At 51.8% G+C, this 23,256-nt stretch carries 26 protein-coding genes; 19 read left to right on the top strand and 7 right to left on the bottom strand.

Annotated features, from left to right (window positions below):
• Window positions 1–28 precede the first annotated feature (28 nt).
• Complete coding sequence (locus tag NMQ00_RS11855) at window positions 29–1,027, bottom strand: peptidylprolyl isomerase (protein ID WP_255176848.1); 999 nt, start codon at window positions 1,025–1,027, stop codon at window positions 29–31.
• A gap of 151 nt (window positions 1,028–1,178) precedes the next feature.
• Here NMQ00_RS11855 and NMQ00_RS11850 point away from each other — a divergent pair, with 151 nt between their 5' ends.
• On the top strand, window positions 1,179–1,517 hold the full coding sequence (locus NMQ00_RS11850; RefSeq protein ID WP_255176847.1) for a DUF1878 family protein: 339 nt from the start codon (window positions 1,179–1,181) through the stop codon (window positions 1,515–1,517).
• Here NMQ00_RS11850 and NMQ00_RS11845 read toward each other — a convergent pair.
• Complete coding sequence (locus tag NMQ00_RS11845) at window positions 1,501–2,064, bottom strand: HTH-type transcriptional regulator Hpr (RefSeq protein ID WP_131437672.1); 564 nt, start codon at window positions 2,062–2,064, stop codon at window positions 1,501–1,503. The two genes, NMQ00_RS11850 and NMQ00_RS11845, sit on opposite strands and share 17 nt — an antisense overlap.
• A gap of 59 nt (window positions 2,065–2,123) precedes the next feature.
• Complete coding sequence (locus NMQ00_RS11840) at window positions 2,124–2,480, bottom strand: hypothetical protein (protein WP_255176846.1); 357 nt, start codon at window positions 2,478–2,480, stop codon at window positions 2,124–2,126.
• Window positions 2,481–2,654: 174 nt separating this feature from the next.
• Between NMQ00_RS11840 and NMQ00_RS11835 the strand changes: the two genes are divergently transcribed.
• A complete protein-coding gene (locus NMQ00_RS11835; RefSeq protein ID WP_232938993.1) occupies window positions 2,655–2,984 on the top strand; it encodes a hypothetical protein in 330 nt (109 codons plus the stop codon).
• A 54-nt stretch (window positions 2,985–3,038) separates the two neighbouring features.
• Here NMQ00_RS11835 and NMQ00_RS11830 read toward each other — a convergent pair whose 3' ends face one another.
• Window positions 3,039–3,467: an HIT family protein gene (locus NMQ00_RS11830; RefSeq protein ID WP_255176845.1), complete on the bottom strand. Its 429-nt coding sequence runs from the start codon at window positions 3,465–3,467 to the stop codon at window positions 3,039–3,041.
• Window positions 3,468–3,598: 131 nt separating this feature from the next.
• Between NMQ00_RS11830 and NMQ00_RS11825 the strand changes: the two genes are divergently transcribed.
• Window positions 3,599–4,648 carry a hypothetical protein gene (locus NMQ00_RS11825; RefSeq protein WP_255176844.1) on the top strand — a complete coding sequence of 350 codons (1,050 nt, stop codon included), beginning with the start codon at window positions 3,599–3,601 and terminating at the stop codon, window positions 4,646–4,648.
• 47 nt (window positions 4,649–4,695) lie between these two features.
• On the opposite strand, the gene NMQ00_RS11820 is transcribed toward NMQ00_RS11825, so the two are convergent.
• On the bottom strand, window positions 4,696–4,950 hold the full coding sequence (locus NMQ00_RS11820) for a GlsB/YeaQ/YmgE family stress response membrane protein (RefSeq protein ID WP_034776523.1): 255 nt from the start codon (window positions 4,948–4,950) through the stop codon (window positions 4,696–4,698).
• A gap of 166 nt (window positions 4,951–5,116) precedes the next feature.
• Between NMQ00_RS11820 and NMQ00_RS11815 the strand changes: the two genes are divergently transcribed.
• On the top strand, window positions 5,117–5,854 hold the full coding sequence (locus NMQ00_RS11815; RefSeq protein WP_255176843.1) for an ABC transporter ATP-binding protein: 738 nt from the start codon (window positions 5,117–5,119) through the stop codon (window positions 5,852–5,854).
• Window positions 5,851–6,981, top strand: coding sequence for an ABC transporter permease (locus tag NMQ00_RS11810; RefSeq protein ID WP_255176842.1), 1,131 nt, complete (start codon window positions 5,851–5,853; stop codon window positions 6,979–6,981). Before NMQ00_RS11815 ends, NMQ00_RS11810 begins: the two co-directional genes overlap by 4 nt.
• Before the next feature lie 39 nt (window positions 6,982–7,020).
• Here the strand turns inward: NMQ00_RS11810 and NMQ00_RS11805 are convergent, their stop codons facing one another.
• The gene (locus NMQ00_RS11805; RefSeq protein ID WP_255176841.1) at window positions 7,021–8,319 is read right to left on the bottom strand and encodes an ammonium transporter; all 1,299 of its coding nucleotides are present in this window, start codon (window positions 8,317–8,319) and stop codon (window positions 7,021–7,023) included.
• Between the two features lie 130 nt (window positions 8,320–8,449).
• Between NMQ00_RS11805 and NMQ00_RS11800 the strand changes: the two genes are divergently transcribed.
• From NMQ00_RS11800 to NMQ00_RS11775, 6 genes are all read left to right on the top strand, one after another.
• Complete coding sequence (locus tag NMQ00_RS11800; protein ID WP_114166412.1) at window positions 8,450–8,755, top strand: MerR family transcriptional regulator; 306 nt, start codon at window positions 8,450–8,452, stop codon at window positions 8,753–8,755.
• Window positions 8,756–8,871: 116 nt separating this feature from the next.
• Window positions 8,872–9,921 (top strand): uroporphyrinogen decarboxylase, encoded by a 1,050-nt coding sequence (gene hemE / locus NMQ00_RS11795; protein WP_255176840.1) that lies wholly within the window; start codon window positions 8,872–8,874, stop codon window positions 9,919–9,921.
• Window positions 9,918–10,847 (top strand): ferrochelatase, encoded by a 930-nt coding sequence (hemH, locus tag NMQ00_RS11790; RefSeq protein WP_215190353.1) that lies wholly within the window; start codon window positions 9,918–9,920, stop codon window positions 10,845–10,847. The genes hemE and hemH overlap by 4 nt, the downstream gene beginning before the upstream one ends.
• Complete coding sequence (gene hemG / locus NMQ00_RS11785) at window positions 10,840–12,225, top strand: protoporphyrinogen oxidase (protein ID WP_255176839.1); 1,386 nt, start codon at window positions 10,840–10,842, stop codon at window positions 12,223–12,225. The genes hemH and hemG overlap by 8 nt, the downstream gene beginning before the upstream one ends.
• An 89-nt stretch (window positions 12,226–12,314) precedes the next feature.
• Entirely contained in the window at window positions 12,315–13,202 is an 888-nt protein-coding gene (locus tag NMQ00_RS11780) for a Cof-type HAD-IIB family hydrolase (protein WP_255176838.1), read from the top strand.
• A 68-nt stretch (window positions 13,203–13,270) separates the two neighbouring features.
• Window positions 13,271–14,260, top strand: coding sequence for a lipoate--protein ligase (locus tag NMQ00_RS11775; protein WP_215190351.1), 990 nt, complete (start codon window positions 13,271–13,273; stop codon window positions 14,258–14,260).
• 52 nt (window positions 14,261–14,312) lie between these two features.
• Here the strand turns inward: NMQ00_RS11775 and NMQ00_RS11770 are convergent, their stop codons facing one another.
• On the bottom strand, window positions 14,313–15,176 hold the full coding sequence (locus NMQ00_RS11770) for an aminoglycoside phosphotransferase family protein (protein ID WP_255176837.1): 864 nt from the start codon (window positions 15,174–15,176) through the stop codon (window positions 14,313–14,315).
• Between the two features lie 239 nt (window positions 15,177–15,415).
• On the opposite strand from NMQ00_RS11770, the gene NMQ00_RS11765 reads away from it, so the two are divergent.
• From NMQ00_RS11765 to NMQ00_RS11730, 8 genes are all read left to right on the top strand, one after another.
• Window positions 15,416–15,889 carry a PTS sugar transporter subunit IIA gene (locus tag NMQ00_RS11765; RefSeq protein ID WP_255176836.1) on the top strand — a complete coding sequence of 158 codons (474 nt, stop codon included), beginning with the start codon at window positions 15,416–15,418 and terminating at the stop codon, window positions 15,887–15,889.
• A gap of 103 nt (window positions 15,890–15,992) precedes the next feature.
• Complete coding sequence (locus NMQ00_RS11760; RefSeq protein WP_255176835.1) at window positions 15,993–17,540, top strand: long-chain-fatty-acid--CoA ligase; 1,548 nt, start codon at window positions 15,993–15,995, stop codon at window positions 17,538–17,540.
• A 94-nt stretch (window positions 17,541–17,634) separates the two neighbouring features.
• Entirely contained in the window at window positions 17,635–17,937 is a 303-nt protein-coding gene (locus NMQ00_RS11755) for a metal-sensitive transcriptional regulator (protein WP_114166404.1), read from the top strand.
• A 12-nt stretch (window positions 17,938–17,949) separates the two neighbouring features.
• On the top strand, window positions 17,950–20,061 hold the full coding sequence (locus NMQ00_RS11750) for a heavy metal translocating P-type ATPase (RefSeq protein ID WP_255176834.1): 2,112 nt from the start codon (window positions 17,950–17,952) through the stop codon (window positions 20,059–20,061).
• The gene (copZ, locus tag NMQ00_RS11745; protein ID WP_255176833.1) at window positions 20,058–20,264 is read left to right on the top strand and encodes a copper chaperone CopZ; all 207 of its coding nucleotides are present in this window, start codon (window positions 20,058–20,060) and stop codon (window positions 20,262–20,264) included. The genes NMQ00_RS11750 and copZ overlap by 4 nt, the downstream gene beginning before the upstream one ends.
• Before the next feature lie 344 nt (window positions 20,265–20,608).
• Window positions 20,609–21,271 (top strand): response regulator transcription factor, encoded by a 663-nt coding sequence (locus tag NMQ00_RS11740; protein WP_255176832.1) that lies wholly within the window; start codon window positions 20,609–20,611, stop codon window positions 21,269–21,271.
• Window positions 21,268–22,647 carry a sensor histidine kinase gene (locus NMQ00_RS11735; RefSeq protein WP_255176831.1) on the top strand — a complete coding sequence of 460 codons (1,380 nt, stop codon included), beginning with the start codon at window positions 21,268–21,270 and terminating at the stop codon, window positions 22,645–22,647. The genes NMQ00_RS11740 and NMQ00_RS11735 overlap by 4 nt, the downstream gene beginning before the upstream one ends.
• 122 nt (window positions 22,648–22,769) lie before the next feature.
• Window positions 22,770–23,219, top strand: a complete 450-nt coding sequence (locus NMQ00_RS11730) for a competence protein ComK (protein WP_255176830.1) — start codon at window positions 22,770–22,772, stop codon at window positions 23,217–23,219.
• The last annotated feature ends 37 nt before the right edge of the window (window positions 23,220–23,256 follow it).

Below are 23,256 nucleotides of genomic sequence, written 5' to 3'. Positions count from 1 at the left end.
AAAAGACGTCCCGCGGGACGTCTTTTGCTTATTGCTCGGTCGATTCTTCGGCCGGTGCTTCTTCTGATCCTTCTTCAGACGCTTTGATGGCGTCTTTCACAGCGTCGAACTGAGTCGATGCTTTCGCATCTTTCACGTCGACGTTATATTTCTCGATCAACTCGGCGTAGATTTTGTTCGCGTCGACAGAGGCAGCTTTTTCAGTTGCCAATTCTTCACGAATGCGATCCTTCTCGTCTTCGAGTTTGAGGTCTTTTTCTTTACGATCCATGACTTTGATGACGTGGAAACCAAATTGTGATTGGACCGGCTCAGAAACTTTGCCGACTACGTCTTCTTGGAACGCATATTCTTCAAATTCAGGGACCATGGCGCCGGCTGAGAAGTAACCGAGGTCGCCACCTTTTTCACCAGAACCTGTGTCTGTCGATTTTTCTTTCGCAACGTCTGCGAAGTCTGCGCCATCGTTCAATTCTTTAATGATTGCTTGGGCTTCTTCTTCTGTCTCGACGAGGATATGGCTCGCCTTGACTTCGACGTTCTCTTTCGCGAATTGTGCCTCGATGTCTTCGTCCGTCACTTCGACGAGTTCGGATTTCGCCGCATCGACGAGCATTTGCCCGCGGAGCGCTTCTTTGAATTCGTCCGTGTCGGTCATGCCGGCTTGTTGAATCGCTTGCTCGAACTCTTCTTTCGAGTTGAACTGCTCTTCCGTCTTGCTGAACTCTTCATCGACTTTGTCTTGCTCGACTTTATCGCCATATTCTTTTTCAAGCAATTCGTTCATCGTTTCTTGGAAAGCTAGTTGTGGGACCATACGATCGTAGCTCATGTCCGCGATCTCGCCGCGTGTCACTTCGCCGCCTTCAAAAGAAACAACCGTTGAGTTGTCAGAAGACCCGCCGCTTGTCGCCGCATACGTGCCGCCGACACCGATGAGAAGTGCAATCGCTGATGCGCCGACGAGGGCGCCTGTTGAAAACTTCTTGTTTTGTTTGTTCGGTTCATTCGTCATTCCGTTTGACATATATTCCACCCCTAAAAATCTATAAGTTTCTAAATCCGACTATACCACATTTTGTTAATGATAACAGCTGTTCTCTTGCCTGTGTAGTATCATAGCACACAAACGTATCGTATAATGATGAAAGAGAATGTGAAATGATGGGGTGGAGAACGTGTCGTTAGAAGAGAAAATCAATCAATTATCGTTCCAGATGGAACTGTTGCTAGGCGCTGTCGATTGGTCGAATCGTCCGTTCGAGCATGAGGTGCTTAAGGCCAACCTGACGAGACAAGATGTCGTGGCATTTTTTGCGCTCCTCGACGATATTCGGGAACGACAAAACGAGCAAGTGCGCTACGGTCTGTCGTCCGTGGAGCCTTTGCTCGTTCATTTCGTCGGGATGCTTCACCCGAATTTAGAAGCCGAAACGATTCTCGCGGCATGTGTACGCCAAGGGATGGCGACGGACGTCACGGAACCGTTGTATCGGCAAGTCAAGCTTCTTTGCTGACCTCGTCGTCTTCAGGACGACGGCCGGCTTCTTCCGTGATCATCTTCGACGTTTCCGCGAAGATGTCCATAAAGTTATCCCCGTAAAGACGACGGACGATGGCCGTGATGTCCGTCAAATCAGGAAATTTTCCGTACAACTCTTGAAGCGGGAGCGAAGCGCGGAAGACACCGTTCTCTTCCGGGTCGAAGGCGTGAATCGTCTCGAGCAAGAGCGCCTCACCTTCAGGCGTCAATTGGACGTAAGTATTTCGTTTGTCCGTCTCTTTTTTCGAGAACGTGAGCAAACCGCGGTCTTCGAGCTTCTTCGAGAAGTTGAAAGCCGTCGACACGTGCATGACCCCGTATTTGGCGATCTCCGAAATCGAGGCGCCGCCGAGGGCGTGAGCAATCCATAAAATATGGTGTTCGTTAATGTTCAAATCGAACGGCTTAATCCAATTCTGCCAGTCTTTCTCGACCGTCTTCCACAATGCCTTACTAAGCTGAATGATTTTATGACTATAGAGCATGGCCTCAGGGCCAGTGAATTCTTTTTCGTGTTCCATGTCGATCCATCCTTTCCGATACAATGTGACTAAAATGACGGGCGATGACGACAGATAAGTCAGTCGGTCTTTCCTGTTTTCGCTTCGGTCATATCTGACTGTACGTTCGAAAGCTCGTCTAGGTTTCCTTGGATCCGCTCGATTGAAGGCTGAATGTCTTGTTGATAGCGTTCGACTTCGGCTTTCACTTGATCCGTCAATTCTTTCCCTTGCAATTTACCGGCCGCCGCTACTTGCGCCGCGTCTTTGGCAACTTTTTGGAATTGTTCTTTCAACGTAGTGATTGTGGACGCCCGGTGTTGATTGGCCGCGGCGTCATTTGCCGTTCCACGGGCAATTTTTTTAACGGTCGCAACTCCTAAAAACGCTACGACAAAGCCAAAAGCAACCCACTCTCGACGATTGTGACTCGACAATACATTCCCCTCCTCAAGCACACTAATGCTACAATACATTCTTTTCATATTATTTTACCAAAAAAGAGTGATTAAAAACCTATATCTTAAATAAAATTTTTCAGAACATTCAATTTTGACCGAAAAATCATTTTATTTTAAACTATGGGTAAAGGAAGGTGACCTCCAGTGAATATGCAAAAGCGTTGGGTTGATGACATGCTAGACCTGTATAACGCGGCCAAACGACTGGGAGATGACCCTTGGGCACAGACAATAATGGAAGCACTCGAGGCGGGATATGAAGCGTCGGAACAGAATGAACAGACGCGGAAACAAACTTTGCTTGAAAAGCGACTCGTTGAAATAGACGCCCGTCTAAATTTGTTAAGAAAAGAATTCGAACAAGCGGAATCTGTCAAATCGCGGCAACAGTTATATGAGCAAGCGATTAAACTACAAGTCGAACGGGCCCAAATCGAAGAAGAGCGGAAACGCCATCTCGATTCAATCAACTCTTCATAAGGCGCGAGATATAAATGGACCGGTCGCACGTTGGGCGATCGGTCCATTTGTTTGTTATAGGTTTGCTTTGATACCGGCAGCGATGGCTTGCATGTCTTCTGTGGAGTAATCGTCTTGGTGCGTCTCCCATTTCGCGTCAAATCCGTCCGTCTCGCCATAGCGTGGCAACAGATGCATGTGGAAATGGTAGACCGTCTGTCCGGCGATGGCTTCGGCGTTCGATAAGATGTTCATGCCGATCGCGCCCGTCTCGCGCTGAATGGCGTTAGCGATGTCTGGAACGGCTTGGAAGACGTCACGGGCGACGTCGGCTGGCAGTTCATAAATGTTTCGGGCATGATGCTTCGGGATGACGAGCGTATGCCCTTTCGTGACTTGGGAGATATCAAGGAACGCGACGACCGCGTCGTCTTCGTACACTTTATACGAAGGGATCTCGTTTTGGACGATCTTACAAAAAATACAGTTAGCTTCGGTGTGCATGTGGACTCCTCCATTCGTAATGACTGTTCCACCTCATCATAACACGGAAATTCGGGCGGAAGAATGATTGTCCGGGTAGCTGATTCGTCTTACACTAGAAGCAATAGTGAGTAGAGAGAGGAAGAAAACGGATGGCGTATGTACGATCGAAGAAACCGTCACGACGAAGAAATATCTATCTCGGGCTCCTTGTGATGCTCGGTGTCGGCCTCGCGGTAGGTGCGTTCTATCGATGGGGATATCAACCGGCGGCCGCCAACGACAAGATTCATGTCCGGTTCAAAGAGGCGCTCTTGAACGAGGACGTCAGCTTTTTCCAGGAGAACGTCGAGTATGAATCGGAACCGCTGACGCGAGCCGAGGCGCTCCGCTTCATGGGCTGGTTGAATGGAGAGAAGACGATTCGCGGCGAGGCCATTTCGGAAGTGGCGCGGGACCGTAGTGACCGGATGCAAGGCATGGAGACGGACGGATTGTTCCGACTCGTCGATACGGGGGCAGGGCGGTTCGGGTTCTCCGACTATCGGATTGAATTGTTGCCGAAGACGCTCGTTGTGACGTCGGACGTGCCATTGACGAACGTCTGGGTCGACGGTGCCCGAGTTGGACGGATTGATGAGGCGGGCGGTGACGTGACGTTCGAGCGCATGCCGGGCCGCTATGACGTGAAAGGCGTCGCCGTCATCGATGGGTCGACGGTGACCGAGAGTGAGGCCGTGACGCTGGTTGAAGACGAGGACTTGGCATTCGGGTTGGTGCCGGAACAAGATGAGACGGTCGCCGGACAGTTCGATCTGGAACGGGCCGAGTTGATTGAAATCGAGGTCGAGGCACAGACCGGGCACTCAATCGAGACGATCGAGGCGCTGATGAACGAACGGGAACAAACTGTCATCGCCGAGATTGGTGAACCGTTGGAACGGGGCGACGTCTGGCGTTATGACGGAATGGAGATCCGGTTTGTCGACGGTCGGGTCGATCGCATCGATATCGATTTACAGAAGCGCCCCGACGACCTCGTCGCACTCTTGGGTGAACCGAATGAGAAAGTCGAGACCGACCTCGGCGTCGAATGGCGCTACGATCGGACGTTGCTCGAGTCGATTTTCACATTTTTGCGCTTGGAGAGCGAAAAACGTTTTATCGAGCGGGAAGAAGCCATCTTTTTAATCCTGACATGACAAACAAACGGGACCCTCAGCGAGGGTCCCGTTTGTTTAGCACTGGATTAGCGCTTTTTGTTCATTGATTTCATAACGAACGATACGATCAAGATCAAGATAATCGCACCGAGAAGTGCTGGGATAATCGCGATGCCGCCAACTGCAGGACCGAAGTCTCCGAAGATGAGGCCACCGAGCCATGCACCGATGATACCAGCGATGATGTTCCCGATAACGCCGCCTGGTACATCCTTACCTAAGATAAGACCTGCTAACCAACCGATGATACCCCCGACGATTAAAGTGATAATCCAACCCATAAAACATTCTCCTTTCTGTTTTGTCCATTGTTCTCACTAACAATTTTATGGAACAATGGAAGTAATGAATAAGTTTTAAAATGCCTTACAGTTCAGATTATTCCCATGTGACAGCTTTTAAAACATATATCACAAAAAAAAGTTGAAAATGAGGGGTGGAGTTTTCATGTTGCACGTCGACCAGTTGAACGGCGGTTATATAGGTAAACAAGTGTTGCACGACATTTCGTTCGAAGTGAAAAAAGGTGAGCTCGTTGGGCTGATAGGGCTAAACGGCGCTGGGAAATCGACAACGATTAAACATATTTTAGGATTGCTTGATCCGATTTCGGGATCGGTCGAAGTCGATAGCGAGACACTCACCTCATCCGAAAAAAATTATCGCAAAAAAATAAGTTATATACCCGAGACCCCTATTTTATACGACACGCTCACGTTGCGGGAACACTTGACGTTGATCGGCAAAGCGTATGACATCGACGCTTCCGACATGGAGACCCGGACCGAACGATTGGCCCGGGATATGCGGATGGAGAAACAATTGGACTGGTTCCCGTCCGTCTTTTCAAAAGGGATGCGGCAAAAGGCGATGATCCTCTGTGCGCTCGTGACGAAGACGCCGCTCCTAATTGTCGACGAGCCGTTCGTTGGGCTCGATCCGCTCGCGATTCGCCAATTGTTGCGATTGTTTGACGAATATAAGGAAGACTGCGCTATTTTGATGTCGACGCATATCTTGGAGACGGCCGAACGTCACTGTGACCGCTTCGTCTTCTTGCACCAAGGGTCGGTCATCGCGACCGGGACGGCCGCGCAGTTGCGCGAGACATACGGTCTTCGTACGGACGCCACGCTCGATGACATTTATGTCGAGGCGATCGAGGCCGAGGAGCGGAAACGATGAACGTATTCAAACAACGATTTGGCGTCTGGATGGAAGACGTCGTGAAATACAGCCGCTACGTCGCGAACGGCGGGCTGCTATTCACACTTTACTTCACGCTCATCTATGGGGCGTTCGTGTATAACCAGTTTTTGCTGGATTTGGACCCGGCTTTTCCGAGTGAATGGATTTTGGCGCTCCTCTGGTTGCTCTTGCCGCTCGGGCACCGTCCCCGGACGTTGATCCAAGAAGCGGACCAAGTCTTCTTATTACCGCGCCTCGGTGAGATGCAGGCGTATATGACCGGCGTTCGCCTGTTCAACGTCGTCTTCGCCGCCGTGCGTGCGATTCTCGCCATGCTCGTCGTGTTGCCGCTGCTCGTCCGCACGCAGGCGCTCACCTCGATCGAAGTCGGGGCCATCCTCGCGACGAGTGTCCTGATTGCGGTGGCGGGGCGCCTCGCCAAGCTGGAGGGAATCAAATACGTCGTATTGCCGAGTGCGCTTGCGAGTGGCTTTCTCATCCTGTTCGGTGTGCCGCTGTTGACACCGGTGCCAGCACTCATCCCGTTCATCCTGCTCCACGTGCGACGCAACCGTCGCATCCCGTTACTCGACTGGCTGTTGCTCGAAGAGAAGAGTAAAGCCCAGTTCAATCGGGTCGTCAGCTGGTTCGTCGATGTCCCGGCGATGCGGGAAGACGTGCGGGAACGGTCGTTCATCGTCAGCCTGCTCGAACGATCGGTCTTGAAACGGGCCGATGCCGCCCGTTACGTCTATGGTCTCCGGGTCATGCGTTCGAACGATTCACTCGACCTCGTGTTGCGGCTTTCTGCCGTCGCGCTCGTCGTCATGTGGCTCTCGGGCGGGTGGTACGTCGGGTTGGTCGTCCCGCTTTTCGTCGGGTTGACGGCACTGCAACTCGTTCCGTTGTTCAAGCGGCTCGATACGGTGTCGATGGCGTCGTGGTTGCCGATCACACGTTCCGAGCGACTCACGGCGTACAAATGGTGGGCGACGCGGTTGTTGTTCGCGCAAATGCTCGCTCTCGGTGTTGCCTCGCTCTTGTTCGGAGCGACGTGGGATGCGCTCGTCGGTCTCGGCCTCGCTTACCTGGTCGTTCGTTACTATTTGAACCGATTGACATGAAACAGGGACACCCGGATTGGGTGTCCCTGACTGTTGTCGTTACTTCTTAGGTGACATGACCGATACGCTCGACCCGAGAATTTTCGGGAGGCGCGCCGGTGTCTCTGGTTCTGTCTCGATTTCACCGTACGCGGATACACCGTGCTCGGCGATGTCGAGGCCGATGTCTTCTTGTTCTTCCGTGACACGAAGGCCGATCGTGACGTCGAGCAGTTTCAAGAAGGCATAGCTACCGCCACCGGCAATGACCATCGCGATCAAGACGCCGAGCGCTTGAACGCCGAGTTGGCCCAATCCGCCGCCGTAGAAGAGGCCGGCCGAACCGATGCCCGTGATTTCGACCAAGCGAGGCGAGGCGAAGAATCCGAGCGCGAGCGTTCCGATGATTCCGGCGACACCGTGTACCGAGAAAGCACAGAGCGGATCATCGACATATTTCGCCATAAGGATGCTCGTACCGTACGTGGCAATCGAAGCGACGGCACCGATGACGACGGCGGCCCAAGGTTCGACGAAGGCACAGGCAGCGGTGATGGCGACGAGTGCCCCGAGCACACCGTTGACGATTGTCGGGATGTCCGCCGTCTTCTTATGCATCATGACGATGGCAAGAGCACCGAGGGCGCCAGCAGCCGTGGCGAGCATCGTCGTAAGAGCGACGTAACCGAAGAATCCGTCCGCGACCGACATCGTCGATCCGGCATTGAAACCGAACCAGCAGAGCCAGAGTACGAGTCCGCCGACGACCGTCAAGACGTGGTTGTGACCGGCGAGCGATTCTGTCTTACGACGTGGTTTCAAGATGATCGTGGCCATGAGGGCGGCCATTCCGCCTTGGAGGTGGACGACGGCCGAACCGGCGAAGTCTTGCATGCCCATCGATCCGAGAAGTCCGCCGGCCCATACCGAGCGGGCGACGATTGGATAAAGGATGGCGACGAAGAAAATACCGAACAAGACGTAAGCGGAAAGTTTGGCCCGTTCTGCGAAACCGCCCCAAGCAATGGCGAGTGCGACGGCGACGAATGACAACTGGAACAAGAATTTGATGTCGATCGAGACGTTGGCCCAGTCAAGGCTCGTGAACGATCCGTTCATGAAGAATCCTTCCGTCCCGAACCAGCGTGTCCCGTCCCCGAAGGAGAGGCCGAAGCCGACGGCCCAAAAGGCGAGTGCCGCCACAGAGAGGCTGATGATTTGTTTGACTGCGACGTGCCCGGCGTTTTTCGCTCGGAGCGTCCCTGTCTCGAGTAAGCCAAATCCTAGTTGCATCGTCAAGACGAGCAGTGCAGCGATGAGTACGAACAGCGTGTCCATATAATATAAGATGTCTTCCATGTTGCTATTCCTCCTTTTTTTGCGATTGATGATTCAAAAGTTGTTTTCAGTTTATGACGAATGATTCGACTTGGATTGCAATTTGTCAGATTATCTGACATAGTTTTTTTATGAAGGAGGAGGACGGGCGATGGACTATAAGTCGAAGAAAGTGATAGGGATGGGTGTCATCACTGAACTGACGGGACTTTCAGAGCGACAAGTCCGCTATTATGAGTCAAAAGGGCTCGTCTTTCCAGAACGGACAAAGGGCGGTTCACGTAAATATTCTTTCCATGATGTGGAACGATTGATTGATGTGGCCTCGAAACTCGAAGACGGTTGGCGGATTCAAGACATCAAAGAGCGTGAGAAACGTCTGTCGTCGAAACAGCGTGACGATTTGATTCGTGGTCAGCTCAATTCGGCCTTCCGCACGTATCCGACAAAGAAATGACACAAAGAAAACACAATGAAAATGCTTCACATTAGCATTATTCTAATTAATTTCTGTATAATGTTTTTGAGTTCACATACCTATAGAAGAAGAGTGTAGGAGAATTATAGAGGGGAATGACGCGACGTATGAACGATACTATTTTGAAGGCGTTTAAAGGAGAGGCGACAGACTATGTGCCCGTCTGGTACATGCGCCAAGCCGGGCGCTACCAACCAGAATATCGTGAGATCAAAAAAACGAGAACACTATTCGAAATCACCCATGATGCCGAATTGTGTGCCTACGTGACAGAGCTCCCGGTGAAACAACTAGGAGTCGACGCGGCCATTCTGTATAAAGACATTATGACGCCACTCCCGTCGATGGGCGTCGATGTGGAAATCAAGAGCGGCATCGGTCCGGTCATTGATAACCCGTATCGGACGATGGAAGACGTGGAGCGCTTGAAGCCGCTCAACCCGGACGACATCTCGTACGTGTTCGAGACAATCCGCTTGCTTCGGGAACGCCTTGAAGTCCCGCTCATCGGGTTCTCGGGTGCACCGTTCACACTCGCGAGTTATATGATTGAAGGCGGCCCATCGAAGAGCTACCACCGGACGAAAGCACTCATGTATGCCGAGCCGGACGTTTGGAACGCACTCATGGAGAAGCTTGGCGATATGGTCATCACGTATGCGACGGCACAAGCCGAGGCCGGCATTCAGGCGTTCCAATTGTTCGATTCATGGGTCGGGACGCTCAGCCGCAAGGATTATGTCCGTTATATCAAGCCGACGACAGAGCGGATCTTCACCGAGTTGCGTAAGCTCGACATTCCGCTCATCATGCACGGTGTCGGAGCGAGCCATCTCGTCGAAGAGTGGCAAGATCAGCCGCTCGACGTTGTCGGACTCGACTGGCGACTATCGATTCAAGAGGCACGCGACCGCGGCATCACGAAAGCGGTCCAAGGCAATCTTGATCCATCATTCTTATTGGCCCCGTGGCCGGTCATCGAAGCAAAAGTGAAAGAAATCCTCGACGAGGGGATGAAACAACCTGGATACGTCTTTAACTTGGGACATGGGGTGTTCCCGGAAGTCGATCCGTCCGTTCTCGTCAAATTGACAGCATTTATCCATGACTACTCACGTGAAAAAATGGGAGGCAAATCATTATGAAAACCGTCGGATTACTCGTAATGGCTTATGGGACACCATACAAACCTGAAGATATCGAGCGTTACTACACACACATCCGTTATGGCCGCAAACCTTCACCGGAAGCACTCCAAGACTTGACGGAGCGCTATGAGGCCATCGGTGGCGTGTCGCCGCTCGCAAAGATCACAATCGACCAAGCGGAGACGCTCCGTGACATCTTGAACGAGCGCCACGTGGGTGAGATCGAGTTCAAGCTCTATATCGGGCTCAAGCATATCGAACCGTTCGTAGAAGATGCGGTCGCGCAAATGGCGAACGACGGCATCAAAGAAGCGGTGTCGGTCGTATTGGCCCCGCATTACTCGTCATATAGCGTCAAGTCGTACAACGGCCGGGCGCATGAAGAAGCTGCGAAGTTCGGCATCGAGATTCGTTCGGTTGAATCATGGTACGATGAGCCGAAATTCATCAACTGGTGGGCGGAAGCCATCAAAGCGACGTTCGCGAACTTGCCGGTACCGGCTGAGAAAGCTTGCTTGATCGTCTCGGCGCACAGTCTCCCAGAGAAAATTTTGGCAGGCGGCGACCCGTATCCGGATCAATTGAAAGAGACGGCGGACAAAATCGCCCAAGCGGCGGGTGTACCGAACTATGAGGTTGGTTGGCAGTCGGAAGGCAATACGCCTGACCCGTGGATCGGACCGGACGTCCAAGATTTGACGGCTGAACTTTATGAAAAGCATGGTTATGAAGCGTTCGTTTACACGCCGGTCGGATTCGTCGCGGATCACCTCGAGGTGCTCTTCGATAACGACGTGGAATGTAAAGTCGTCTGTGACCGCCTCGGCGTTCACTACGCGCGCCCTAACATGCCAAACGCGGAGCGGAGCTTCATTGAAGCCATCGCCGATCGCATGGAAAGCGTGATTGTACATCATGCGTAATGTAACGATTGTCGGTGGTGGGATCACAGGTCTCACCGCCGCTTTTTATGCCGAACGCTATTTGCCAGAAGACGTCACAATCAAGCTCGTCGAGACGAGCGGCCGCTTAGGCGGGAAAATCGACACGTTCGAGACTGGGGAATTTGCAGTCGAACGGGGTCCGGACTCGTATGTGTTCCGCAAGACGGCGATGACGGACTTGATTCATGACGTCGGTCTCGGCGATGAGATCGTCCGGAACGGTGTCGGTCAAGCGTATGTGCTCCATCATGACGGGCTGCATCCGATTCCGAAGCAGACGGTCATGGGCATCCCGCTCGACGTCGATGCGTTCAAGGACACGACGCTCCTATCGGAGGAAGAGCATGCCGCGCTTCGGACGATGTTATTGTCCCCCCCGGACGTCGAAGCCCCGAAGACGGACGTCTCGCTTGGACTGTACTTGCGGGAACGGGTCGGTGACCCGATCGTCGATCGGCTGATCGAACCGCTTCTCTCCGGGATTTATGCGGGAGACATCGACAAGATGAGCGCTTTGTCGACGTTTCCCCAATTTATCGAAGGCGAGAAGAAGTACGGGAACTTGTATGAAGGGATGCGTCACTTGCGCCCCGAACAGCGGGTTGCGGAAGTCGGCGCCAAGAAAGTCGGACAGTTCGCCTCGCTCAAACGAGGGTTGAAATCGCTCACCGATCGCCTTGCCGAACGGCTAGAGCGCACTGAAATCGTCTTGAACTGTTCGGTCGAGCAAGTTGAGGAGATTGAGGGCGGCTATCGCCTGCTCACGAACCGTGGCGATATCGAGTCCGATCATCTCATCTTGACGGTTCCGCCTCGGCTCATTCGTCAGTTCTTGCCGAAAGTCGACAGCGATTTTCTCGCGGATATGAAACCGCACGCGACAGCGACGTGTTCGCTCGTGTTTAAACAAGGCGATATCAAGCTGCCGTTCGTCGGGACGGGCTTTGTCACGAGCCAAGAGGCGGGCGTGACGATTACGGCGTGCACGTTCATCGACCAAAAATGGCCGCACGCCGTGCCGGAAGGGTATCACGTGCTACGCGTCTTTCTCGGACGGCCGGGCGCCGACGACATCGTCGATGCGTCCGATGAGGAGATTGTCGCGACGGCGCTACGTGACCTTGGCGGGTTGATGACGATTAAAGCATCGCCAATCGAGACGGTCGTCAGCCGGCTCCGGGACGGGTTACCACCCTACGCCGTCTTCCATTCCGACCGGGTCCGCGCACTCCGCGCCGAGATGGGCCGCGTCTATCCGGGCATCCTGCTCGCGGGCATCGCCTATGACGGGATTGGCATGCCGGACTGCATCAAGAGCGTCCATGAACAGATCAAAGCGCTCGCGAAAGAAGGTTAAAGATTCGTGAAGGGAGGTGTCGGATTATTCCGATGGCCTCTCTTTTTGTTATAGTTATAAGCGAAACAGAAAAAGAGGAGTGGATGTTGATGACAACGTATAAATTGTTCGTATCTGATATGGACGGCACGATCTTGCACAACCACACGAAAATCGCACCCGAGACGGCAGAAGTCGTCCGTGCGGCAGAAGCGCAAGGGATTCGCTTTGCGATTGCGACGGGACGCAATTACTTCAATGCGAAAGAAATCCTTGATGAGGTCGGCCTCACGTGCCCGATCGTCTCTTCGAACGGCGGACGAGTGTTGACGGAAACCGGCGACGTGCTGCATGAAATCGATTTGACGATGGAAGAAGCGCTCGAGGTCGTATCGGTGTTGCATCAAGACCATAAATACTCGGACGTCTTCTATGAGATGTACTCAGAGGCGGGACTCGTCGCGAGTCGACTCGACTTGATTGACGCGACGATGGAGAACTTGAAACAGAACGGGGACGATCGGTCGCTCGAGATGTATGAGTTTTTCCGCAAACGATATTACGTCAACGAGGACGTTCGTCTCGTCGAAGACATCGAGGACTTTATCAAGAACGAGGCCGGACGCGTCTATAAATTCATCGCTTTCTCGAGCCATTTCGAGAAGATGTCATCGCTTTGGACTGAAATCGATGAGCGCGTGGAAGGCGTGTACGTCACGTCTTCGGGCAACGATAACATCGAGGTCATGGCGAACGGGGCTGATAAAGGGCACGGCATCAAAAAATTGGCCGAGCATTTCGGTGTCGATTTATCAGAAGTCGTCGTCATCGGGGACAACTTGAACGATATCCCGATGTTTGAAGTCGCCGGCAAAGCCATCGCGATGGGCAATAGTCACGAAGACTTGATCGCCATCAGCCATCACGTCACCGAGCGTCACGACGAATATGGCGTCGCGAACGCATTGAAGCGCGTCATGACAGGGGAATGGAAGTAAACGAGTTGTAGCGCCGGACCGATGTCTCGTATAATACAACTAACGAACATCCTTAGGAGGAACTTACTGTGAAATTTATTTTCAACCCGGATATCCGGGACCCGAAACTCAACTTGGCGGTCGAGGAGTATATCCTCAAGCATTTGAACGTTGAGCACGAGGACTATTTCTTGTTCTATATTAACGGCCCGTCGATCATTATCGGGAAGAACCAGAACACGTCAGAAGAAGTCAATTTGAAATATATCGAAGAGAACGGAATCGACGTCGTTCGTCGTCTCTCAGGCGGCGGTGCCGTCTACCACGATGAAGGGAACTTGAACTTCAGCTTCATCACAAAAGATGACGGCAATTCATTCAATAACTATAAGAAGTTCACGCAACCGATCGTCGACGCCTTGAAACAGCTCGGTGTCGAGGCAGAATTGACGGGACGTAACGATATTCAAGTCGGCGAACGGAAGATCAGCGGAAACGCCCAGTTCACGACGCGCGGCCGCATGTTCAGCCATGGGACGCTCATGTTCAACTCGAACATCGAGGAAGTCGTCAACTCGCTTAACGTCTCGGAAGAGAAGATGCGTTCGAAAGGCATCAAATCGGTCCGTAGCCGCGTCGCCAACATCACGGAATTCTTAGAAGAAGAGATGGCGATGGAGCGCTTCGTCGAGGCGCTTCTTCACTCGATCTATGACGGGCAAGAGCCTGAGCGCTACGTGCTTCGCGATGAGGACTGGGAAATCGTCCAGGACATCTCGAAAGAACGCTATGCGAACTGGGACTGGAACTTCGGGAAGTCACCGAAGTTTGATGTCGAGTCGAAACGTCGTTTCCCGATCGGCACGATCGACGTCCGCTTGAACGTCAACAAAGGGACGATCACGGAAGCGAAAATCTATGGTGATTTCTTCGGTGTCGGTGATATCCATGACGTCGAACAAGTACTCGTCGGGACGCGATTCGAACGCGGCGCGATTCGGGAACAATTGTCACAGCTTGACGTCAAACATTACTTTGGCAACGTCGAACTCGAAGAACTCGTCGATCTCATTAGCTGAAAAATAAGGGACGTTTAGGTGAATCCTAAACGTCCTTATTTTTTGTCGAAAACTATAACACAGACTCTTTTAAAATCTCCAAATTTCTCTCGAAAAAATTCATATTTTCTGAGAGACCGCGTCGCTTGCACCAACCTAAGCTATTAAAAGAGTCAGTAAAACGATAAAACGGCAGAACGAGATCTAAATCTATTAGAGGTCGAATACTGTCGTATCCTTCTTTGTAAGCGAGGTATAAATTTTCGTTGAGGGATAAATAATCACGATATAGTTTAGTAAAATCAACTTCTGTTGATCCAAATCGCACAGTTTCAAAATCGATTATTCCTGAAATTTGATTTTCATTTATAATAATATTGCCTGGTCGAAAGTCCATGTGGATAAAACTTGGTCCATCGGGTGACGGGAGTTCTTGTTTCATTTTTTCAAATTTCTCAAGCGCTAGTTTGTACAATCTATCATCGATTACAGGCTTTACGTCCTTAGCAAAGTTATAAAATTGAGCATCGACAAATTGCGACCAATTTTGAAATACGTTATTTATATGTAATGATGGGTAATTTTCATTGGGCTGGATTGTATGGAGCTTGCCATGAATTTGCCCAACTTGAAAAGCAATAGAGGAAGATGTGTTTGATGTAAGAGTCTCACCTTTTAATTCAGTTAATAGGAGAGCCCCAACGCAATTTTCGTCACCAAGCCAATAGTTCAGTAGCTTTGGTGTTGGAATGGACTCACTTAAAAGGCGATAAGCCTCTAATTCACGATTCAATTTAACTTTTGAATAAGGAATTTTAAGAAAAATATTTTGTCCATTTGTCAACAAGCATTTATATACGGTAGAGCTAAAGGAGTCCTCGACCTCATATACCTTAGATACTTCTAATTTGAACATATTAATTAAACGTTCTACCATAATTTATACCTCCCATCAGAATTTAAATTGTACGCCTAAATCCAAGAGATTAATTATAGACAAATTCGTTTCGTTTTTGGAATTAGGATATCAATAAAAAATAGCGAAAGCAAAAACAATGTGAATTTTGGCGGTTTAGTGAATATTATCCAATATGATTGTTTGTCTACATAAGTAGGCGTATCATAATCAGTGCAAGCGCTTTCTTGAGATGGAGTCAACCAATGGGAGGAAACAATATGTACCGATTTATTACTGAATGGATGGACGCGAATTGGATGTGGGTGACGGAGCAACCGACGTTTGATCTCGCAGTCCGCGCAATCGGTCTTGAGCTAGAAGGAAGAGGGATTGTTGATGAGATGTTCGCGCACGTCGTCATCGAGCAAGAGCGGGCGATTCCGTCGGGGGTGACGGATGTCGCCGTGCCGGTCGCTGTCGTCGATGTACCGCTCGATGTCTCGAAACAAGACGGGATCACCTTGCTTCATCTCAATCATCCGTTTGCGATGCAGACGATTGCGGGTGACACGATTCGGGCCGAGGCGATTTTCTTCATTACGGCGACGACTGAATCGAAGAAATCATCGCTCCACAAATTGATGGATGACTTGCTCATGGATGACGAGACGCTACAGGCGCTCGTCCACGTGCAGAGCCGGACCGGTTTGTATCATTTGCAGACGATGGACTTGAAAGCGTTTTCTTATTGAATCGTTTCATGTACAATGAAGATAACTGAAAAAGAGCGCGGCTGCCGTGCTCTTTTTTACGGCTCAAAAGTGAATAGTCATTCATTTTCAAAGGGGGATTACCATGGCAAACTTAGTCACGGCACTACAGGGCGTTGTGGCCGCGCATCCGAATAAAGCGGCCTACGTGTTTGGGGAAGACACGGTCAGCTACGGACAGTTTTTCGGTCAAATCGAGGCGATGGCGGCGACGCTCGAGCAAAAAGGCATCGGTCAAGGGGACCACGTCGCACTCGTCCTCGGCAATAGCCCGGCGTTCTTGATTTCCTATTTTGCGGTGCTCGCACGAGGTGGGGTCGTCATTCCGATCAACCCTACATACACACCAGATGAGATGGCCTATATTTTAGTCGATGGGGACGTGAAGGCGATCGTCGCCTTGTCACCGCTCGTCGCGCAAGCAGAAGCCGCGCTCACGAAGTTACCACAACTCGGACTCGTCATCTCGGTCCCGTACGCGGATGTACCGGCGTTGAAACGGGACGGGGACATCGAGTTCTTGCCGTTCAACGAGGCGTTCGCGTCGACGAAAGGGGAACTCGTCACGGTCGATGAGGAAGAGGTTGCCGTCATCCTCTATACGAGTGGGACGACCGGGAAGCCGAAGGGTGCCTTGTTGACGCATCTCAACTTGTTCTCGAACGCCCATTCAATCGGGGAATATTTGGAGATCACGCCGGAAGATAAAGCGCTCGCGGCGTTGCCGATGTTCCACGTCTTCTGTCTAACCGTCATCGTCAACGCACCGCTTCTCCGCGGGGCGACGATCGTCATCTTGCCGAAGTTTTCGCCGCAAGACGTGTTCGACCTCATCCCGAGACACCGCGTCAGCATTTTCGCCGGTGTGCCGACGATGTACAATTTCCTGTTGCAGACGGCGATGAAAGTCCCGGCGTACGCCTCGGCGCTCAAGCACGTCCGCGTCTTCGTATCCGGTGGGGCCAGCCTGCCGGTGCAACTGCTCGAATCGTTCGAGCAGAAATTTGAATGTAAGATCCTCGAAGGGTATGGTTTGTCAGAAGCGTCACCGGTCACTTGTTTTAATCCGCTCCACGGCGAGCGCAAAGCCGGATCGATTGGGCCGTCGATTGTCCACGTCGAGAATAAAGTCGTCGATGAGCTCGGGGAAGAGGTCGGGGTCGACGAAGTCGGTGAACTCATCGTCCGTGGACCGAACGTCATGAAAGGCTATTACAAGTTGCCGGAAGAGACGTCGATGACGCTTCGCGACGGATGGCTCTATACGGGCGACTTGGCGAAACGCGACAAGGACGGGTACTTCTACATCGTCGACCGGAAAAAAGACATGGTCATTGTCGGCGGCTATAACGTTTATCCACGTGAAGTCGAAGAAGTGCTCTATCAGTGTCCGGGCATCGTCGAGGCGGCCGTCATCGGGGTCCCTGACGCCGAGCAAGGCGAAGCGGTCAAAGCGTTCATCGTCACCCGTGACGAACACGTGACGCTCGACGAGATTAGAGCGTTCGCGGCGACGAAACTCGCAAAATATAAACAACCGACACACATCGAAATTATTGATGAACTGCCTCGGAACACGACCGGGAAGATTTTACGGACCGTCTTGAAGAGCGAGGCGTTCCAACGCAATTGACGTGACAGAAGGGCGACAAAGCGGTCGCCCTTTTTTAATTAAATGATTTGACACCATTACGGGGTAGGGGTATATTGAGGGTGAGGTGATAATCATGGAAGAATTCATGCATGACCAACCGCTCGTCCCGCGTGAAGACGCGGAACGTGAAGCGCTCAGCAAACGGCTGCGCCGGATTGAAGGACAAGTACGTGGGATTCAAAAGATGGTCGAGAGCGACCGCTATTGCGTCGATATTTTGACGCAGACGTCAGCGATTCAAGCGGCGCTCAAACAAGTCGAGATGCAATTGCTCGAACGCCATATGCGCAAATGTCTAGTCCATGCCAGTGAAACGGAAGACATGGACCCATACATTGACGAATTGATGACAATCGTCAGCCGCATCAAAAAGTAAGGAGGTGGATATATGAAAACCGTCGAACTGTCGATTCAAGGGATGACATGCGCCGCATGTTCGGCCCGGATCGAAAAAGTATTGAATAAAATGGACGGTGTCGATGCGACCGTCAACTTGCCGCTCGAGACGGCGACCATTCGCGTCGAAGAAGGAATCACTGAAGAACAATTGATTGCCCGGATCGAGAAGATCGGTTACGGAGCCGAACGGAAGGCTGAATTGACACCAAAACACGACCTCCGCCCGCTCGAGCGAAAAGTGCTCATCTCGGCACTATTGTCAGCACCGCTACTGCTCGTCATGATCACGCACATCCCGGGTGTGACGTTCCACGCCGATTGGCTCATGAATCCGTGGTGGCAATTCGCGCTCGCCACGCCGGTCCAGTTCTGGATCGGGGCCCAGTTCTACAAAGGGGCGTATAAGAGCCTGAAGAGCGGCGCGGCCAATATGGACGTCCTCGTGGCGACAGGGACGTCGGCGGCTTATTTTTATTCCGTCTTCGAGATGCTCGTACATCCGATGCATCCGTCGCTCTATTTTGAGACGAGTGCCGTTTTGATTACGCTCGTATTGCTCGGGAAATGGTTAGAGGCCCGAGCGAAGGAGAAGACGACGGATGCGCTCAAATCGCTCTTGTCGTTACAGGCGAAAGAAGCGATTTTACTCGTCGATGGTGTGGAGCGGTCGGTCGCGATCGACTTGGTTAAAGCCGGTGACGTCATCGTCGTCCGACCTGGGGAAAAAGTGCCGGTCGATGGAAAAATCGTCGAAGGTGAGACGGTCATCGATGAGTCGATGTTGACCGGAGAGTCGATCCCGTCAGAGAAAAGCGTCGGGGCTGACGTCGTCGGCGGGACGATTAACCGCTCACACCGGGTGTTGATGGTCGCCGAACGTGTCGGCAGCGAGACGATGCTCGCTCAAATTGTCCGCGTCGTCGAGCAGGCCCAGACCGATAAAGCTCCGATTCAACGGCAAGCGGACCGCATTTCTGGTGTGTTCGTCCCAATCGTCGTCGCCATTAGTGCGTTGACGTTCGCCGTCTGGACACTTGGATTCAATGATTTGGATATGGCGATTCGGGCCTCGATTGCCGTTCTCGTCATCGCTTGCCCATGTGCGCTCGGATTAGCGACACCGACGTCGATTATGGTCGGGACGGGGCGTGCCGCTGAACAAGGCGTCCTATTCAAAGGGGGCGGTCAGCTCGAATCGTTGAATGGTGTCGACATCGTCGTCTTCGATAAGACGGGGACGCTCACGAAAGGGACGCCGGAAGTCGTGGCTACGTTCGGAGAGACGTCGTTTTTAAAGCAGGCGATCATGGCCGAACGTCAGTCGACGCACCCACTAGCTGAGGCGATTGGCCGGGGTGAAGGGAACGGTCAGGTCGAACGCGTCGAAGAGTTGGCTGGTCGAGGATTGAAAGCGGTCGTAGATGGGAAACCTCTCCTTATCGGCTCGGTCCGCATGATGCAAGAGGCCGGTTTCGAGTTACCGGCATGGGATATGCAGGCGATGACGCCGGTCTATGTGGCCGATGAGTCTGGAATCGTCGCGGCGTTCGGTCTTCAGGACCGGTTGAAAGAGCGTAGCCGCGCCGTCGTCCAACAACTTGCCAAGACAAGACAAGTCTATGTCTTGACCGGTGACCGGAAAGAAGTCGCGCTCGACGTCGCCCGTCAACTTGGGATTCCGGAAACGAACGTCATCGCCGAGGTGTTGCCTGTCGAGAAGGCGGACCATGTTGAGGCGCTGAAACGGCAAGGTCGTGTGGCCATGGTCGGGGATGGGATGAATGATGCCCCGGCACTGGCTGTCGCCGATGTCGGCATCGCGTTCGGCAGCGGGACTGACATCGCCTTAGAGGCGGCCGATGTCACCGTGATGGGTCAAGATATTGAAGGTGTGAACCGCGCCATCGAAATGAGCGCGTTGACGATGCGTAACATTCGCCAAAACTTGTTCTGGGCGCTTGCCTATAACAGTTTAGGCATCCCGGTCGCAGCGGCCGGACTACTCGCCCCATGGATTGCCGGGGCGGCGATGGCGTTCAGTTCGGTCTCGGTCGTTTTGAACGCGCTACGATTGAAAACACAAGGAGGAACATCAAAATGAATGAAACGACTTTAAAAGTAGAAGGCATGACATGCAACCATTGCAAGGCAGCGGTCGAAGGCGCATTGACGGAGCTAGACGGCGTCGAATCAGCCATCGTTTCGTTGCAGGAGCATCGGGTCGATGTCATCCATAACGATAAAATTTCAGTGAAAGCGATGATCGAAGCCATCGAAGAACAAGGCTACGACGTCAACGCATAATCCGGAACTCCCGCCTGTCACGGCGGGAGTTTTTTTGTCATGTTCATGCCCGAATAAGTATGCTATATTATAGATGATAATGAGAATCGCTATCAGTAGGAAGGTGGGACATGATGGAACTCATGATGATTAGCGGTGTACTGGCGCTCCTCAGTGGAGGTACGGTATTCCTCGCGCAACAGATGCGCACTCGGCCGACACGGTAAGGAAGGGGAGACCCTTCTTTTTTTGTCGATTCATTGACGTTACTCGAGCACATTCAGCGTGTAAGAAACGACCCGATTCCCATCTTTTGTCCATAATTGTTTGATATGATATGTAAAAACGTTGCAGAGGTGACTGGAATGTACACAATTTATTTAGTCGATGACGAAGTTAATTTAAACAAGATGCTCGTCACATATTTAGAGCAAGAAGGGTATCAGGTCCGTTCGTTCACCGACGGGACCTCGGCCCAGGCCGCTATCAAAGATGAGCCCGACCTGTGGGTGCTTGATATCATGCTCCCGGACCTTGATGGCTTCCAACTGTTGAAACAAATCAAAGCGACGAACGCGTTCACGCCGACGATCTTCATTTCGGCACGAGACGAGGATATCGACAAAATCATCGGGCTTGAGATGGGGTCGGACGATTACATTGCGAAACCGTTCTTGCCGCGGGAATTGGTCATCCGCGTCAAAAAATTGATTGATCGGGTTTACGGTTCGAAGTCGAACGAACATATCGAATACGGCGAATATACGATTTATCCAGAGAAACGTCTCATCAAACATGACCAAGATGATATCGATTTGACGTCAAAAGAGTTCGACTTGTTGCTACTCTTCCTCGAGCATCCGGGTTCAGCCTTGTCCCGCGAACAGATTTTAGAAGGGGTATGGGGCCATGACTATTTCGGTTCGGACCGCGTCGTCGATGACCTAGTGCGTCGTCTTCGGAAGAAATTGCATCGCCTTGAGCTCGAGACGCTCTATGGCGTCGGTTACCGACTCGTCAAGCCATGAAGCTCGATCGACTTCAGCCGAAACGGCTCATGTGGAAGATTTGGGTGTTGATTCTGCTCATCATCGTGACGCTCGCCTTGATGATTTTGTTGACGATCCGCTCGTCGATCACGCAATTCATCGATGAACAAGTGTATGAGACGTTGCAAGATGTAGATTATTACCTGGGGAATACGAACGAGTTAGAAAATATTCCACAAAATCCGATTGAGTACGACCGACGCCAACAAGAATCCCGGTCGGTCAACCAACTCATCTTCTTACCGAACGGACGTATCATTTATGGTTCGGCTCCGCTCGAGTTGACGAACCAGATGTATCAGGAGGCGCTCACGCAGACGAATGAAGTCGCCAAATATCAGACGACGATCGACGGTGAGGACGTCTACTACATCATCCGACAGAATGAGTACGATGGGGCTCTGATTTACCAGGCTTCCTACGCCTGGGATGCTTACCGGCGTGAACTCGTTTCGACACTCTACTGGCGCATCTCGATTTTAATCGGTGTCATCAGCCTATTATCGTTGATCCCGGCGTTATGGATGTCGCGAGAATTGACGAAGCCGATCGTCGAAATGGAACGGGCGGTCGAGAAAATCTCGAACCGGCAATGGGAGACGGTGCTGCCACTCGCCCGCCAAGATGAGCTCGGACAGTTGGCCCGCTCGATTGATGCGATGCGGCAAGAGTTGCAAGAGCAAGACGTAGCCCAACAGGCGCTGCTCCAAAACATCTCGCACGACTTGAAGACTCCGATCATGGTCATCCGCGGCTACGCCCAATCGATTGGTGACGGGATTTACCCGACCGGGGACTTGAAAGGGTCGGCTGAAGTCATCGACGAAGAGGCGTCCCGGCTCGAGAAAAAAGTTGTCGATTTGTTATATGTCACGAAGCTCGAATACTTCAAAGGCCAAGAGATGCGGCTTGAACCGATCAATCTCGATAAGTTGATAGAGCTGCTCGTCAGCCGGTTCCAACTGCGCGGCAACTTGGACTGGTCGGTGACGGGTCATGCCGGCGAGATGATCGGAGACGGAGAACAAATCCGTGTCGCCTTCGAGAACGTGCTCGATAACGCCTTGCGTTACGCCGAGTCGACGATTCGAATCGAACTGGCACGCTCCGAGGCGGGCATCGACATCACCATCGAGAACGACGGTCCCCCGGTCGACGCGAACCTCGATTTGTTCCATCAGTTTTCGCGCGGGAAACAAGGGAAGTTCGGTCTCGGTCTGTTCATCGTTCAACGAATCGTGACCCTCCATCAAGGGACGGTCGCCTTGGGAAATACAAAAGATGGAGTTCGTGTGGATTTTCACTTTCCACAACCGGAATCGTTACAAAAACAAAAATTAGACCATCGAAATTAAAAAACCAGCCGTCAATAGGTTGGTTTTTTTAATGGGAAATTTTCCGATGTGATTTGTTTATATCATCATTTCTTGATATGTATGACATGTAAGTCACAATATCCATGATGGAGGCAAATCAGATGACTCAGTTGACGAATGAAACAAGAGCTTTGATTCCAGTTTTCAATGAGTATGGGGAGGCGGAGACACTCGTCTATCAATCCGATGGGGTAGCGCGATTGAAAGGTTCGCCCCTTTGCTTACTCGAATCTGCCTGTCTGTATTACGGTTCAAGCATTCAAGGACGAATCGAGGCGGCCCGGAACGTACTCGGACCGCACCGGAAGACGCCTGTCATCATGGATTGGCACGCAGATGCAATCTTTTTCCCGACGATCGCCAAAGAAAGCCCGGACTGTGCCTGGATCAATTTTTCACATGTGCACAAGGCGAAAAAGAGCGGCAAAGGGAGCCAGATTTTGTTCTATTCGGGTGAATCGGTCGAGGTGCCGGTATCGGATCATACTGTCTATAAGCAGAAACAACGCTCCATCGAGTTATCGTATTCGTTTCAAAAACGCTTTCACTGAAGCACATTCAGTTGTGTTTAAAGATTGAAATCGATGA

This window comes from Exiguobacterium aurantiacum (genome assembly GCF_024362205.1).
Classification (GTDB): Bacteria; Bacillota; Bacilli; order Exiguobacteriales; family Exiguobacteriaceae; genus Exiguobacterium; species Exiguobacterium aurantiacum_B.
The sequence above is the reverse complement of the archived record's forward strand: the minus strand, read 5'-3'. Positions and strand labels throughout refer to the sequence as shown.